The sequence below is a fragment of the Algoriphagus persicinus genome (genome assembly GCF_035156415.1).
Taxonomy (GTDB): Bacteria; Bacteroidota; Bacteroidia; order Cytophagales; family Cyclobacteriaceae; genus Algoriphagus; species Algoriphagus persicinus.
Window position 1 is genome coordinate 79,172 of record NZ_JAYEEY010000004.1, and the last position, 15,158, is coordinate 94,329.

A 15,158-nucleotide genomic window follows, 5' to 3' on the forward strand; every position below is an offset into this window, starting at 1 on the left:
GACAAATTATAAACAGATGAAACACTACGCTTGCACCCCGATATTAATCACCAAAAACTTAAAAAATTTGGACAACTCAGACATTTCTTGCTTTTACTAAATTTCTATAAATTCTAGCCATTTTACTTAGAGACTGAAATCAAATGAGTGTTTCATTGCACAATTATTAATAAATTTTGAAAAAACAGCGATTTAAACCATAATAATCTGCAATTGGTCGGTAATGGAGAAGTTATATATTTGCTCAATTAACAATTTCAAAAATAACTGTAAGATATACTTTATGGAACAAGCTATAATTTATGTAGTCCCCGCGTTGGGACTGGTGGGCCTGATCGTGATGGCCATTAAATCTGCCTGGGTAACCAAGCAGGAAACCGGTGACAAAAACATGATGGAACTGGCCGGCTATATAGCCGACGGTGCCATGGCATTCTTAAAAGCTGAATGGAAAGTGCTTTCTTATTTTGCTGTCATTGCTGTCATATTGTTAGCATGGTCAGGAATGGCTGTAGAGACCTCCAGCCCTGTTATCGCTATTTCCTTTCTGATAGGAGCGGTATTTTCCGCTTTCGCTGGATATATAGGTATGAATATCGCTACTAAAGCGAATGTCCGGACCACCCAGGCAGCCAGAACTAGCTTGAAACATGCCCTTAAAGTATCCTTTACCGGTGGCTCCGTAATGGGGCTTGGAGTAGCAGGCTTGGCAGTATTGGGATTAGGTTCCTTGTTTATTCTTTTCTACCATATATATGTGCAGCGTGTTGTCGGAGCCGGAGTGAATGGAGTGGAGATGGAAAAAGCGCTAGAAGTACTTGCAGGATTCTCCCTTGGAGCAGAGTCTATAGCGCTTTTCGCACGTGTAGGCGGAGGAATCTATACTAAAGCTGCCGATGTGGGAGCTGATTTGGTAGGCAAAGTAGAGGCTGGAATTCCTGAAGATGATGTAAGAAATCCCGCAACAATTGCAGATAACGTGGGCGACAACGTAGGCGATGTAGCAGGAATGGGTGCTGATTTATTTGGTTCTTATGTAGCCACTATCCTTGCTACGATGGTGTTGGGACGAGAGATTGTTTCAGTAGATAATTTCGGAGGGATCGCCCCTATCCTACTTCCAATGGTACTAGCAGGATTAGGGATCGTATTCTCTATTATGGGAATGTTCTTCGTAACCATCAAAAATGATAAAGGTGACGTACAGCACGCCTTGAATATGGGTAACTGGTCTTCCATTGTATTCACAGGCATCGCTTCATTCTTTGTAGTGAAATACATGCTACCAGAGACCTTGTCGATACGAGGTTATGACTTCACTAATATGGATGTGTTCTATGCCATTATTCTTGGTCTAGTAGTAGGAACGCTGATGAGTATCATCACGGAATATTATACAGCTATGGGCAAACGCCCAGTACAATCAATTATCAAACAGTCAGCAACTGGGCATGCTACAAACATTATTGCCGGCCTGGCTGTAGGAATGGAATCCACAGTCCTCCCAATTCTTGTTTTGGCAGGTGGTATCATGGGATCTTATGCATTGGCAGGGCTTTACGGAGTAGCTATAGCGGCAGCTGGCATGATGGCGACGACTGCTATGCAGCTTGCTATTGATGCTTTTGGTCCTATCGCAGATAATGCCGGTGGGATCGCGGAGATGAGCCAGCTTCCTGTGGAGGTAAGAGATCGTACTGATATTTTGGATGCAGTGGGTAATACTACCGCTGCTTCTGGTAAAGGTTTCGCTATTGCCTCAGCGGCATTGACATCTTTGGCACTATTTGCTGCTTTTGTGGGCGTAGCTGGAATAGATGCAATTGATATTTTCAAAGCACCCGTGCTAGCCGCTTTATTTGTCGGTGGTATGATTCCATATATTTTCTCTTCCCTAGCTATAGCAGCAGTAGGAAGAGCGGCCATGGATATGGTAAATGAAGTGAGGCGCCAATTCAGAGAAATCCCAGGTATCATGGAATATAAAGCCAAGCCTGAGTACGATAAGTGCGTGGAGATCTCTACGAAAGCTTCTCTTCGAGAGATGCTACTTCCAGGGGCTATTGCCTTGATCACTCCTCTTTTGGTAGGTTTTGGTTTCCAAGGTGTATTTGAGCAAGTTTCTTCTGCAGAAATGCTAGGCGGATTATTGGCAGGCGTGACTGTATCTGGCGTATTAATGGGCATGTTCCAGTCTAATGCTGGTGGAGCATGGGATAATGCAAAGAAGTCTTTTGAAAAAGGTGTAGAGATCGATGGTGAGATGTATTATAAGAAATCTGAGCCGCACAAAGCTTCAGTGACCGGTGATACGGTAGGTGATCCTTTCAAAGACACTTCAGGGCCTTCTATGAATATACTGATCAAATTGATGTCTATCGTAGCGTTGATTATCGCGCCCCACATCAGCCAAAGGTCTCAAACAGCTGCAATGTCAGAGAAAGTAGAGATCAAAAAGGAAATAATATACGAAGACGGGAAAAAAGTAGTGACTGAAACAATCACAGAAATTAAGAAAGTGAATTAACAGAAATACTCCTCTTATTAATAGACTGCCTCATGCTAGGCAGTCTTTTTTTTTATCTGATCTATAGTCTTTTAGCTAACTCTTGCATGTATCCAAAATATAATACTGCAAAAACACGCAAGAACAAATATTATTTGAATTGAAATAAAATATTGCCATTTTGTTAAAAATCAAGTCTGTAAAATTAAAATAAATGATCATTAATCCTTAATTTATCAATCGATGGCAATATTAAATATCTTAATCTGTTTGATTTCGGCACATTTTGATAAAAAAGGTATAAACTAAGACCTACACCAGTAAAATCTATAATAAGCTTTATTTCAACTACTTAAAATGAATCGTATCTTTTTACCATCGAACTTCTTGCTTTACCATCTTGCAGAGATTCATGCAAGGAATTGCAAGAAAAAACTTAAAACCAATTTAAAAATCTAAAAACAACAGACACATGAAGAAAAACTACGCAATGACATTGCTTTTTCTCTTGGGGTTTCTGGCTAGTGTACCACTCTACGCCCAGCAGACTGTCCAAGGAAAAGTAACTGCCCAAGAAGATGGAGGACCACTTCCTGGGGCAAGTGTTCTGATCCAAGGTACCAATACCGGCACTGTCACAGATATTGATGGCTTTTATACCATCGATGTACCAAATGCAGATGCAGTGTTGGTTTTCTCTTTTATAGGCTTTGATTCTAAAAGTCTAGCTGTAGGGTCTGCAATCACACTAGATGTGGTTTTGGCTACCGCTGCATCTGATCTAGATGAATTTATCGTAACAGCATTTGGTATATCTCAGGAGAAAAAATCTCTGGGATATGCGGCTCAAAGTATAGATTCGGAGGCCATCACTACTTCTCGTCAGCCAAACATAGTAAATGCACTGCAAGGTCAGGTAGCAGGTGTCCAAGTGACAAATTCAGGAGGTGCTCCCGGGCAATCTGCACGAATCATTATACGAGGGATCAACTCTCTCGATCCTAGTGCTGACAATCAGCCGCTATTCGTAGTAGATGGTGTACCAGTGGACAACTCCACAGTGGAATCTTCTGGCACCCCTAGAGGAATGACTAACAGAATTGCAGATATCAATCCAAATGATATTGAATCGATGTCTGTTTTGAAAGGTGCTGCAGCGACTGCACTCTATGGAGTACGCGCAGCAAACGGCGCAGTCATCATCACTACTAAAAAAGGAAAGGCAGGGCAAGTCCAAGTGAATTTCTCAAGTTCATTTGGTATAGACAAACTTGTCAAAATGCCTGCTTTACAAGATGAGTATGGTCAGGGTTTCAGTGGTGAAAGAAATGACAGTAGCTTCTGGCCGTCTTGGGGTGCTAACATTGCGGAAGAAAATGACCCTTCCTATGTTTATCAGGACAATTGGAATAATGCATTTAATACTGGAAAAACTTTTGACAATAGCTTAAGTGTGTCGGGTGGCAATGATAAAGCAACTTTTTATGGCTCATTTGGTAGATTAGATCAAGAGGGAATTATCCCTTTCTCTAACTGGGAAAGAACTACAGCAAAACTTTCAGGTACTGTTACTGCAAGCGAAAAATTCAACTTTTCAGGATCAATCAACTTTAGTAATTCTGGTGGGAACAGAGTGCCTCACGATAGATTTCTTGAAAGAATGATGTATTGGTCTGAGTCTACGGATGTCACTGATTACATCAATGAAGATGGGACAATGAAAACCTATGGCAACACAAACCCTATCTATGACGCCAGATTTGCCACCTATGAAGATGATGTTAACAGAATTATTGGTAACATTAATTTCAATTATAGTCCGACTAATTGGTTAATGTTTTCATATCGTCTAGGAACTGACTTCTATAGTGATAGCCGTACAGGGATAACTCCTGGCCCAATGGGAATAGATGGTGAGCAAGCGTTAAGTTCTACTGGATTTATTGAAGAAACTAGAATTACCAGTAAAGACCTTAATTCCAACTTTTATATAACCTTGAAGAAACAATGGAATGAAAGCTGGAATACCCAGTTAAGAGTGGGAAATGATGTCTTCGAAAGAAAGTACGATAGAATCTCACTTTCAGGAAGTGATTTCGTAATCCCTGGATTTTATAATGTCAGCAATACCACTCAGGTTTTCGGCAGTCAGGGTAAAAGTATCAGAAGGCTGGTGGGAATCTATGGTGATCTGATGGTTGATTATAAAAACTTCCTGTTCTTAAACATTACAGGTAGAAATGATATTTCCTCGACTCTACCTAAGGAAAACAACTCATTTTTTTACCCTTCTGTAAATCTGGGCTATGTTTTTACTGAAAATTTTGAAATGCCATCCTGGTTTACCTTTGGAAAACTAAGAGCCTCCTGGGCACAGGTAGGTAAGGATACTAATCCGCATATTCTAGGAGCAACTTTCGTCTCACCTTCGGTATTCCCGTTGAACGGTCAGGTTGGTTTCTCTAAAAACTCAACCTTTGGTGATCCAGCTCTTAAGCCAGAGGCAACGACATCCGTAGAATTTGGTACTCAACTGGCCTTCTTTAATAATAAATTGAATATGGATATTACTTACTATAAGTCCAATTCAAAAGATCAAATCATCCCAGTACCAATTTCCGACGCTACGGGGTTTTCTTCATACATCACTAATGCTGGTGAGATAGAAAACAAAGGATTTGAATTCGTACTTGGTGGAACGCCAATCGAAAAAGGCAATTTCCGCTGGGATGTATCCGCAAACCTGACTACCAATAAAAATGAAGTTAAATCAATCCGGGAAGGAATTGATCAGATCGTAGTTGGTTCTCAATTTGGCTATGTTGGCTCTACAGTTACAATGATTCTAAGAGAAGGTGAAGCTTATGGAAACATTTCAGGTAGTCATTATGTACGTCCAGATATGGTAGAAGGTGAAAATGCCTTGAATAGAGACTTACCACAATTAATAGGAGCAAATGGTTTTCCAGTTAGAACAGGAAATCAAATTATCCTCGGTAATGCCGTTCCAAAACTATTTGGTGGGTTAAAAAACCAATTCACTTACAATGGACTGGAATTTTCATTTCTTATAGACTTTAGATCTGGCTTGGAACAATATGACCAGTTTGGCAACTTTCTTTCAGCGTTTGGGAAGCAAGAAGATTCAGAAAGAAGAAATGAAACTATAGTATTTCCAGGTGTAATTGCTGATGGTTCTCAGAATACTAAAGCAGTCTGGCTTGGCCAAGGAGTTGGCCCAGACGGAGTGAATTATGGTGCCGGGTATTGGAGAAACCACTACAGGGGAGTGTCAGAAAACTTCGTGAATGATGCTAGCTTCATAAAGCTGCGAAATATCACCTTGGCTTACAGCTTGCAGCCATCTTTGCTTGAAAGAACGCCATTTAGGACTGCTAGAATATCATTGGCAGCAAACAACATCATCCTTTCAACTCCTTGGGATGGATTTGACCCTGAGTCCTTCTCAGCGGGTGCAGGCGGTAATGCCGTTGGATTCACAGGGTTAGGTTTCCCTGGCGTACAAAGCTATTTCGTTACGTTGAACTTAGGACTCTAACTACTAAAAGACTTGAAAGATGAAATTGAAAAATAAAATAAAAGCAATATTGGGCGCATCTATAGTTCTTTCGGCATCTGCCTGTGAGTCTTATTTAGATGTAAATGAGAACCCAAACAATCCTCAAGATGCACCTATCTCAGGGCTAATGACCAACATTACCTATGAGACTAGCTTGAATGTGTACCGTGAAGGAAGTGCAGTAAGTAATTACGTACAGTATTTAGCATCTCCCAATCCTGCAAGTGGCTCAGATACGATGGATCCACTTAATTTCAGCTCACTTTGGTTCAGCCTCTACAATGTAATGACTGACCTATACACCATGAATGAAAAAGCAGAAGCTGAGGGAGCACTCCAATATCTTGGAGCAGGCCAAGTTTTGATGGCACTCAATCTTGGGATGACAGTTGATTTATTTGGAGATGTACCGTTTTCTGAAAGCTTCAACTTCAGTACAGTAACACCTGCGTATGATGATGATCAAGTACTATATAGTAACGTAATGAGTCTCTTGGATCAGGGGATTTCCAACCTTCAAGCTACCTCAACATCTTCCATTGGTGATGATGACTTCATCTATGGTGGAGATATTGACTCTTGGATGAAGTTTGCCTATACGCTCAAAGCTCGCTATATGATACACATGAAAGGCGGCGCAGGATATAGCGCAGCAGATGTGTTGGCAACAGCTGATCAAGGCTTCACATCCAATAATGAAAATGCTCAGGTATTTTTCTTTGAGCAGCGATTTAACCCTTGGGCTCAGGATGCTATCAACAATGCCAACTTATTGCTGACTGGCTGGATCTCAGAACAGTTTATCGAAGCCTTGGATGGAACTTCATATCCTACAGTAGATCCAAGACTTGCCTTGATGGTAGGAACTACAGACGATGGCGAATTTATTGGAACTGTCAATGGAGCTGGACGTGGAAATGCGCCTGAACAGGGAGCTAGATCTACTCTGGTAGAAGGTTTATTCTATACCGAGAGACAAGCCCCTTTATTAGTTGCTACGTATGCTGAATTAAAATTTATCGAAGCAGAGGCAGCATTTGACACCGACAAATCCCGTGCTTATGAAGCATATCTTGACGGAATCGAAGCCCATATGGACATGCTTGAAGTGGAGCCTGATGATAAAGAGGCTTATTTATCCCATCCAAGTGTCAGCATGGGAGCAGCAGCTCTTACAATTGATGATATTTTCAAAGAGAAATATGTTGCAATGTTTTTGCATCCTGAAACTTGGAATGATGCCAGAAGATATGATTACGCTTACAAGAACATGACCTTACCTGATAATCTCAATCCAAATCTTGGTGGAGAATATATTAGAAGACTTGCCTATCCTGATAGTGAAACCAGTAGGAACGGCACAAATGTGCCAAATGTCTCACTGCTTGACAGAATCTGGTGGGATCAATAGACTAACCCTCCGTAAGAAAGTCTCCTGTTAGAAGCAGGAGACTTTTTTTGTTTAAATTGAGTAAAACAACCACTATGAAAAAAATTCTTTTAGCCTGCATAATTGCCTTAAGTTCCTGCACCGTTCAGCATATCAACAAATCCCTCACCAAATCAGATGTCTTCGACAAGGGCCATTTAGGTTTTATGTTGGTAGATCCAGTGAAAGACAAAGTGCTGGTGGAAATAAATTCAGACAAATACTTTATCCCTGCATCCAATACTAAGCTATTTACCTTTTATACTTCTTATACTGTCTTAGGTGATAGCTTGGTGAATGGGCTAAACTACCTGGAAAAAGGCGATTCCCTTATTTTCTGGGGGACAGGCGATCCGAGTTTGCTGCACCCCGATTTAAAAAATACCAAGGCAATCGAGTTTCTAAAAAGCACGGATAAAAAGCTGTATTTACTCGATAATTTTGATCAAGTAGATGCTTTCGGGCCTGGCTGGTCATGGGATTGGTATAATTCCTACTACGCGGCGGAGCGATCTGCTTTGCCGGTCTATGGCGACATAGTGCGCTTTGCTAAAAATGAGGGAGACTCGACTTTCACGATCTATCCCTCTAGCTTCGAATCATCTATGCAACTTACCGAACCCCGAGGCAATGCGAGCTCCAGCTTTCGAAGAGATCATCTGGAAAACAACTTTACCTATTTCGTGACCTCTGAAGCCACTGAAAAAAAATTTGAAACGGATATCCCTTTCATAACATCAGCAGATTTTGCTTCCCAAATGCTATCAGCAGAAATTGGGAAAGAAATACTAGTTATAAGAAACCAGAAATACCTCACTGAGCAACCTAAAAAACTACTCACTGCCGCAGCTGACAGCATCTATTCCCAGATGATGAAAATCTCCGACAATTTCCTCGCTGAGCAACTTTTACTATTGGTGTCCGATCAATTGGATAACAAACTCAGTACTTCCGATGCGATTGCTTATGCAAAAGAAAACTTGCTTTCAGACTTGCCTGATGAGCCAATTTGGGTGGACGGCTCGGGTCTTTCTGCCAAAAACATGTTTACACCAAGAAGCATCATCGCTTTACTGGGCAAGATCAGAACGGAAGTGCCGTTAGAAAAAATCAAAGCCTATTTCCCGGCAGGTGGTGAATCGGGTACCATTAGAAATTGGTATCCATCCGATGAAGGTCAACCGCCATACATCTATGCCAAAACTGGCACGTTATCTATGAGTAATGCTCTCAGTGGCTACTTGCTTACTAAAAGCGGAAAAATCCTCCACTTTTCTTGCTTGATGAATAATTATACGATCTCTGGTTCTGAGCTAAAAACCGAGTTGACAAAAGTGCTGTATTACATTCACGACAAGTATTAACTTAAGACTAAGAGAGAATAAATCTGAAAAAACCCAAGTCATCTTATCTGACCCTAATCACCTTTCCCTAAACAACAGCCAATTACCAATTAAGCCAGCAAGTGCAACAATTCGAACAAAACAACCGCCTTCATCAAGAAAATCATAAACTATGAGCTTTTTCAACCCAAAAAAGGCGCACTCCCGCCTCCCAATTTACCTACTACTAGTTCTACTCGTTACCTTTTACTTCCTACCTGCTAGGCTTTACTCCCAGTCCTTTTCCATGGAGCAAGTTGGCAAATTCAGCTTTCCCTCTGAATTGACTTCCTCTCCTACTGGTGAGAAAATAGCTTGGGCAATGAATGAGCAGGGAAAGCGGAATATCTATTTTGCGGAAGGTCCAGCTTTTGATCCTAAAAAACTGACCGAATTCAACGAGGACGATGGACAGGAAATCAGCAGTTTGCAATTCACTCCCGATGGCAATTGGGTGATTTTTGTGCGCGGAGGAGATCACGGAGGTGGCAATTCCTCCTCCACTGTCAATGCTCAGAATCTCCCTAAACTTCCAAAAGTGGAAATCTGGAAAATCAACCTTGAAGATGGGACAGTGGTAGCCCTTACGGAAGCAGATGATCCTTTTGTCGGATTTCCTCATCATTTGGCCTACCTCCAAGGGGGGCAAGTCTGGACGATGGATTTGGAAACAACCTCTAAACCAACTCAACTTTTTGAAGTAAAAGGAAACGTCAACTACGCACACTATTCTCCCGATGGGACAAAGCTGGCATTTGTATCCAATCGAGGATCCCATTCATTGGTAGGTATCTACCAGGATGATGCCACGCCCATTCAATGGATGTCGCCTTCCTTTCATCGCGATGTACTTCCCCAATGGTCACCTGATAGTGAAAAACTGGCTTTTATCAGACTTCAAGGGGGAAAAGGGGCAATTTTAGATCTATTAGAACCTAGGCACACGCCCTGGGAAATCTGGATTGCGGATGCATCTTCTGGAGAATCAAAAAAACTTTTGAAAGCGCCGGAAACACTTAGAGGTTCTTATTCCTATCCATTTTTCTCGTTCAGTGCAGCTGGCAATTTGATTTTCCAGTCGTATGAAGACGGGTGGCAGCATTTGTATTCTCTTGAAGTAGAGTCCGGTAAAACTACTTTACTGACTCCAGGCGACTACATGGTAGAGCAGGTCAAGATAAATTCTGATAAGTCTAAGCTCATATTCTCAGGAAATACGGGTGCTGAACCAGAAGACTTAGATCGCAGGCATATCGGATCAATCGATATTTCCAGTTCAGAATTAACTTGGGAAACAAGTGGGGATGGCATAGAAGCCTATCCTGTTTGGGTTGGGAACACAGGTAAAAAAGCTTATTTCAGTGCAACTGCGCAACGCTCCCATTTGATCGCATTGAATGACGGCACATCTACTACACTTTTACAAGAATCAATCATTCCTGTAGATTTCCCTCAGTCCTCCCTTATTATTCCAAAACAAGTAAAGTTTACCGCACCAGATGGCACCATGGTCTATGGACAGTTATTTGAAAAAGAAGGTGTTGGAGGCAAAAAACCAGGAGTTATTTTCGCTCATGGTGGTCCACAGCGACAAATGCTGTTGGGATGGAGCTATATGGATTATTACTCAAACACCTATGCTATTAATCAGTATTTGGCCGAACTCGGTTTTGTTGTTTTATCGGTGAATTATCGTTTGGGCATAGGTTATGGCTATGAATTCCATCGACCTGCCAATGGGTACTACCAAGGCGCAGTAGAATATCAGGACATCAAAGCGGGTGGGGAGTTTCTGGCTGCATTGTCTCAAGTCGATGGTGATAAAATCGGGATTTATGGCGGTAGCTATGGAGGCTATTTGACTGCTTTGGCATTGGCGAGAGATTCTGATTTATTCAAAGTCGGCGTGGATATTCATGGTGTCCACGATTTGGATGGGAGATATGATCTGCCAGAGACTTATGAGGTCGCCGCTGATTTAGACAAGGCAAAGAAAATAGCCTGGGAATCTTCACCAATGGCTGATTTAGCCACCTGGACTTCGCCAGTGCTTTTTATTCATGCAGACGACGACCGAAATGTACCCGTGAGTCAAACCGCTGATTTGATCCGAAGATTTGAAGAGCTAGGTAAGCCTTATAAAGCCATCCTAATTCCCGGTGACACACATCACTGGATGAAGTGGTCAAATATGATCAGAGTAGATCAGGCGACAGCAGATTTCTTGAAAAAACACCTGATGGACTAAATTAATGATACAATTAAAACACATCCATCATATTGCTATCATATGCAAAGACTATGAGCGCTCAAAAAAGTTCTACACTGAAATTCTTGGTCTTGAAATAGTAAGAGAAGTATATCGCAAGGAAAGAGACTCATACAAACTGGACCTTAGCCTCAATGGTAATTATATCATTGAACTATTTTCGTTTCCTTTTCCCCCGGATCGAGTATCCAGACCAGAAGCAACTGGATTAAGGCATTTGGCGTTTGCAGTGAAAAATTTAGATGAATGCGTTGTGCATCTAAAAGAGCATCAAGTTGTCGTGGAACCTATCAGAATAGATGAATTTACAGGAAAGCGATTCGCTTTTATCGCTGATCCAGATGATTTACCGATTGAATTTTACGAGGTTTAAGGAAACAGAAAACATGTCAGAACCAAAAACCAAAGCAACAGATGCATCAGTTGAAGACTTTCTTAACGCAATAGAACATCCTGTTCGAAAGGCAGACGGGCTGAAGCTTTTACAACTTTTTAAAGAGGAAACCGGAGAAAAACCCGTAATGTGGGGATCAAGTATTATTGGCTTTGGCAGCTTCAAATACAAAAACAATTCAGGCAAAGAAATAGACTGGCCTCCCGTAGGCTATTCCCCTAGGAAACAATCTTTATCTATCTACATTATGTTAGGAAAGGAAGATCTGGAACCTTTTCTAGCGAAACTGGGTAAACATAAAAAGGCCAAAGGATGCATTTATATCAATAAAATGTCTGATGTTAATGAAGAGGTTTTTAGGGAAATGATCCATACTTCCATAAATTTAATCCGAACAAAAAACCAATAACAATATTATGCTTCATGTTTTAAATGGTGATTCTTTAGCATCTTCACTTCCGGCCAGCATACCTGGCGAATATGCAGTTGTGCGGGAATGCCTAGTGGATGGCCCTGTAAGTGCACATTCTATCGAAGAGCTCTGGGTGATCAGAAATAAGTACCTCTCTACAACTTACCCTGCAGCATCGGAAGAGGATTATTTCTCTAAAGTAGTCCCTGAATTTGAAAAAATCCTGACTGCTTCAACGGAAACTAAAGTCTATCTCTGGTTTGAGCATGATCTTTTTTGTCAGGTGAATCTCTGGTTTGTCACCAATCTGCTCAAAAAGCACAAAGGCTCCGTTTACTTAGTAGCACCCACCACCGATCTAATCGAGGGATTTGGAGGGATGAACGAGTTGCGGCTGGAACAGGCGTTTCGAGATGCAAAACTGCTGACTGCAAACGAAAGACATATATTAAGTGATATGTGGGAACTCTATCAAAAACCTGATATTTCTGAGGCACTCACGCTTTCAAGGCAAACCAGTCCTGAACTCCCTTTTCTATATCCTGCCGTACTAGCATGGAAAGATTCCTTACCGCACGGCGACTATCCAGGCAAGCCAAAAGCTGCACTTAAAGAAATAGCTGCTCAATTAGGCACAGACGACTTCGGTAAAATCTTCAGAGCATTTAATATCAAATACGCCATTTATGGCTATGGAGATTTGCAAGTCAAACGACTTTGGGAAGAATTGAAAAAAGAAGAATCGGAAAATTAAGATAAAAGGGGCTGCTCTAAACAGCCTCTTTTTTTTACGTTAATTCTTGCAGCATTTTCTCTGAAGAATCAATAGCTCCCTTATACTTTTTGTATGCATAACGGCTAAGCAAGTACATAAATAAAAGCCCGGCAGGAATGAAAATAACCCAGAACATAGGATTTGAAATCTTTTCTATTGAACCATTCAATTCAGCTAAAGGAGGCAGAATAGTAATCATTATTACTCCTCCAAAAACCATCCCATATCGCTGCACCTTCCAAAATCGAATCTTGCTCTTTGTAAACTTATCCAAGATTGAAACTTGGGATTCAGAGTCTAATCTCAAACTCCGCATTCCCTTTATTGCAGATAAACTTGCTGCGGGAAGTGCAATCATGATGAAAATATTAAGCAAGGCAAAAATCTGATTGTACCAAAGATTGAAATTCGAAAACTGAGACAGAAAGTACATGGCATAGCCCACACATACGATAGACCCTAGGATTTCAGGAATCCTGACACGATTAAGCCTGCTTCTGAATTTTTGCTTGGTGATTTCCATAAGAAGTTCTTTTTGAATTTTATCTTGTTTTTCCACCTGCAGGCTGAGGTCAGCCCAAAGGGATTTCATTTCATCGAGTTCCATCTGTAGTAGATTTAGGATTCATTTCTGATTTTAATTTTTGCCTTATTCTAGACATTCTTGTCCCCACATTACTCACAGAGATTCCGGATATCTCGGCGATTTCCTCGTAGGTTTTTTCTTCCAAAAACAGAAAGATAATTCCACGGTCAAGCAGGTTCAATTTTCTAATTTGAGCATAGAGCAATTGGATTTTCTCCTCTTTCTCTGAATCGATTGATTCAGAAAACTGAATAGTCACCTGATCAAAAGGCAGCGTGTTCAATTGCTTTTTGGACTTATTCAAATGAGTAATAGCCGTGTTCATTCCTACTCTATAGAGCCAAGTGCTCGGTTTGGAAGCTTTTTTGAAATGATCAAAAGACTTCCACGTCTGGTACACGATCTCTTGATACAAATCATCCTGCTCGGCTTTTTCCTTCGCATAAATCGTCGCGATCTTATAGATCAGTCCCTGATTTTGCTGTATTAGATTGACGAACTCTTCCTCTTTACTCATTTGATTTCATTTACTCCATTAGTCTCTGATCTTCGGGAAAAATCACAGACTTGTTGAAAAATTTTCAGAAAATAATAAAATAGTTTGCAAAGAATTGTTCGTGAGACACGAATACTGGCATAAAATCATAGGTTCCCAACTGTTTTTGATGTGATCAAAATTAGGATAATAGAAATAAAGTCCAGCTTCTGGAGAAGCAGGACAACTACTACAGCTAAAAGCCAAAATAATCCTGTAAGCTCTCTGCAAGACACTCTGCGCACTCTGCGGTAGAAATCCGAAATCCATCACAATTTCTTATTTTCGTGTTATGCAGTGGTCCACGCCTTTTACAATTCCTGAATCACCCTTTCCTATTTCACATCAAAGTAAAATCCTAAGTTTGGGATCCTGCTTTGCGCAGACGATAGGGCAAAAGTTGTTTGATACCAAATTTGACTGCCTAGTCAATCCTTTCGGGACGATTTTTCATCCCATGATTTTGGGTGATCTACTAGATCATGCGATCTTCCAGGATAAGTTGGAGGAAAATGGTCTGATAGAGTGGGACGGAATGCACTTTTATCTGGGAGCACATTCCGACCTCCACGGAAATTCCATAGAGCAATTGAAAAAGAACTATGCTCTCCAACTCGCCGAGATCAAGAAATATCTGGAAACAGGGACGCATCTAATACTGACCTTTGGCACGTCCTGGATTTACGAAACCCAGGACTTCGGCAGGGTAGCAAATTGCCATAAACTTCCCCAAAAGCTGTTTCTGAAAAGACTAGTCCCACTGGAAGAAATGGTCTCACATTTAGGCCATGTTTTTGGCAATATCTCAAGAGCTTATCCTCAATTGAAAATCATTTTGACAGTCAGTCCAGTTCGCCATACGAAAGATGGAATTCCCGAAAATCAACTAAGTAAAAGTCTTCTACGCGTGCTTTGCGCAACTCTTGAAAATAGATTTTCGGAAGTCAGTTACTTTCCTGCATATGAAATCATGATGGATGAGCTACGGGATTATCGATTCTACAAGGCAGATTTAATCCATCCCTCGGAAGTAGCAGAAAATTACATTTGGGAGAAGTGGATTGCCACGCATTTCACTTCAGAAACGAAAGCAAAGGTCGACCAAATTCAAAAAATACGACTAGAACTTTCCCATCATCCACTCAATCCTAAAAGTGAGGCTCATCGAAAATTTTTACAGAATCTACTCCAAAAGCTGGAACGATTAAATACTGAATTTGATTTTTTAAAGGAGATTGAATTCACAAAGACTCAACTTTCCAACCTTTAACTTTTAACACGTCGACTTCA

General features: G+C 41.0%; 11 protein-coding genes. 9 read left to right on the plus strand and 2 right to left on the minus strand.

The window, feature by feature from the left end; genetic code table 11:
• Positions 1–283 precede the first annotated feature (283 nt).
• From U3A58_RS04630 to U3A58_RS04665, 8 genes are all read left to right on the plus strand, one after another.
• On the plus strand, positions 284–2,527 hold the full coding sequence (locus U3A58_RS04630) for a sodium-translocating pyrophosphatase (protein WP_323822224.1): 2,244 nt from the start codon (positions 284–286) through the stop codon (positions 2,525–2,527).
• A 451-nt stretch (positions 2,528–2,978) separates the two neighbouring features.
• On the plus strand, positions 2,979–6,065 hold the full coding sequence (locus U3A58_RS04635; protein ID WP_323822225.1) for a SusC/RagA family TonB-linked outer membrane protein: 3,087 nt from the start codon (positions 2,979–2,981) through the stop codon (positions 6,063–6,065).
• Between the two features lie 19 nt (positions 6,066–6,084).
• Positions 6,085–7,497: a SusD/RagB family nutrient-binding outer membrane lipoprotein gene (locus tag U3A58_RS04640; RefSeq protein WP_323822226.1), complete on the plus strand. Its 1,413-nt coding sequence runs from the start codon at positions 6,085–6,087 to the stop codon at positions 7,495–7,497.
• A 74-nt stretch (positions 7,498–7,571) separates the two neighbouring features.
• A complete protein-coding gene (locus tag U3A58_RS04645; protein WP_323822227.1) occupies positions 7,572–8,879 on the plus strand; it encodes a D-alanyl-D-alanine carboxypeptidase in 1,308 nt (435 codons plus the stop codon).
• 151 nt (positions 8,880–9,030) lie between these two features.
• On the plus strand, positions 9,031–11,145 hold the full coding sequence (locus U3A58_RS04650) for a S9 family peptidase (protein WP_323822228.1): 2,115 nt from the start codon (positions 9,031–9,033) through the stop codon (positions 11,143–11,145).
• 4 nt (positions 11,146–11,149) lie between these two features.
• A complete protein-coding gene (gloA2, locus tag U3A58_RS04655) occupies positions 11,150–11,539 on the plus strand; it encodes an SMU1112c/YaeR family gloxylase I-like metalloprotein (protein WP_323822229.1) in 390 nt (129 codons plus the stop codon).
• A gap of 13 nt (positions 11,540–11,552) precedes the next feature.
• A complete protein-coding gene (locus U3A58_RS04660) occupies positions 11,553–11,969 on the plus strand; it encodes a DUF1801 domain-containing protein (protein ID WP_323822230.1) in 417 nt (138 codons plus the stop codon).
• Positions 11,970–11,976: 7 nt separating this feature from the next.
• Entirely contained in the window at positions 11,977–12,726 is a 750-nt protein-coding gene (locus U3A58_RS04665; RefSeq protein ID WP_323822231.1) for a DUF1835 domain-containing protein, read from the plus strand.
• Positions 12,727–12,760: 34 nt separating this feature from the next.
• Here the strand turns inward: U3A58_RS04665 and U3A58_RS04670 are convergent, their stop codons facing one another.
• Both U3A58_RS04670 and U3A58_RS04675 read right to left on the minus strand, forming a co-directional pair.
• Positions 12,761–13,354, minus strand: coding sequence for a hypothetical protein (locus U3A58_RS04670; RefSeq protein ID WP_323822232.1), 594 nt, complete (start codon positions 13,352–13,354; stop codon positions 12,761–12,763).
• Positions 13,341–13,850 (minus strand): RNA polymerase sigma factor, encoded by a 510-nt coding sequence (locus tag U3A58_RS04675; RefSeq protein ID WP_323822233.1) that lies wholly within the window; start codon positions 13,848–13,850, stop codon positions 13,341–13,343. The genes U3A58_RS04670 and U3A58_RS04675 overlap by 14 nt, the downstream gene beginning before the upstream one ends.
• A 310-nt stretch (positions 13,851–14,160) precedes the next feature.
• Here U3A58_RS04675 and U3A58_RS04680 point away from each other — a divergent pair, with 310 nt between their 5' ends.
• Complete coding sequence (locus U3A58_RS04680) at positions 14,161–15,138, plus strand: GSCFA domain-containing protein (protein ID WP_323822234.1); 978 nt, start codon at positions 14,161–14,163, stop codon at positions 15,136–15,138.
• Positions 15,139–15,158: the final 20 nt, after the last annotated feature.

What these genes read in the sequence shown, in the direction of transcription:
- U3A58_RS04630 (WP_323822224.1), top strand. Translation starts at nt 284, where the DNA reads ATGGAACAAGCTATAATTTATGTAGTCCCCGCGTTGGGACTGGTGGGC.
- U3A58_RS04635 (WP_323822225.1), top strand. Translation starts at nt 2,979, where the DNA reads ATGAAGAAAAACTACGCAATGACATTGCTTTTTCTCTTGGGGTTTCTG.
- U3A58_RS04640 (WP_323822226.1), top strand. Translation starts at nt 6,085, where the DNA reads ATGAAATTGAAAAATAAAATAAAAGCAATATTGGGCGCATCTATAGTT.
- U3A58_RS04645 (WP_323822227.1), top strand. Translation starts at nt 7,572, where the DNA reads ATGAAAAAAATTCTTTTAGCCTGCATAATTGCCTTAAGTTCCTGCACC.
- U3A58_RS04650 (WP_323822228.1), top strand. Translation starts at nt 9,031, where the DNA reads ATGAGCTTTTTCAACCCAAAAAAGGCGCACTCCCGCCTCCCAATTTAC.
- gloA2 (WP_323822229.1), top strand. Translation starts at nt 11,150, where the DNA reads ATGATACAATTAAAACACATCCATCATATTGCTATCATATGCAAAGAC.
- U3A58_RS04660 (WP_323822230.1), top strand. Translation starts at nt 11,553, where the DNA reads ATGTCAGAACCAAAAACCAAAGCAACAGATGCATCAGTTGAAGACTTT.
- U3A58_RS04665 (WP_323822231.1), top strand. Translation starts at nt 11,977, where the DNA reads ATGCTTCATGTTTTAAATGGTGATTCTTTAGCATCTTCACTTCCGGCC.
- U3A58_RS04670 (WP_323822232.1), bottom strand. Translation starts at nt 13,354, where the DNA reads ATGGAACTCGATGAAATGAAATCCCTTTGGGCTGACCTCAGCCTGCAG.
- U3A58_RS04675 (WP_323822233.1), bottom strand. Translation starts at nt 13,850, where the DNA reads ATGAGTAAAGAGGAAGAGTTCGTCAATCTAATACAGCAAAATCAGGGA.
- U3A58_RS04680 (WP_323822234.1), top strand. Translation starts at nt 14,161, where the DNA reads ATGCAGTGGTCCACGCCTTTTACAATTCCTGAATCACCCTTTCCTATT.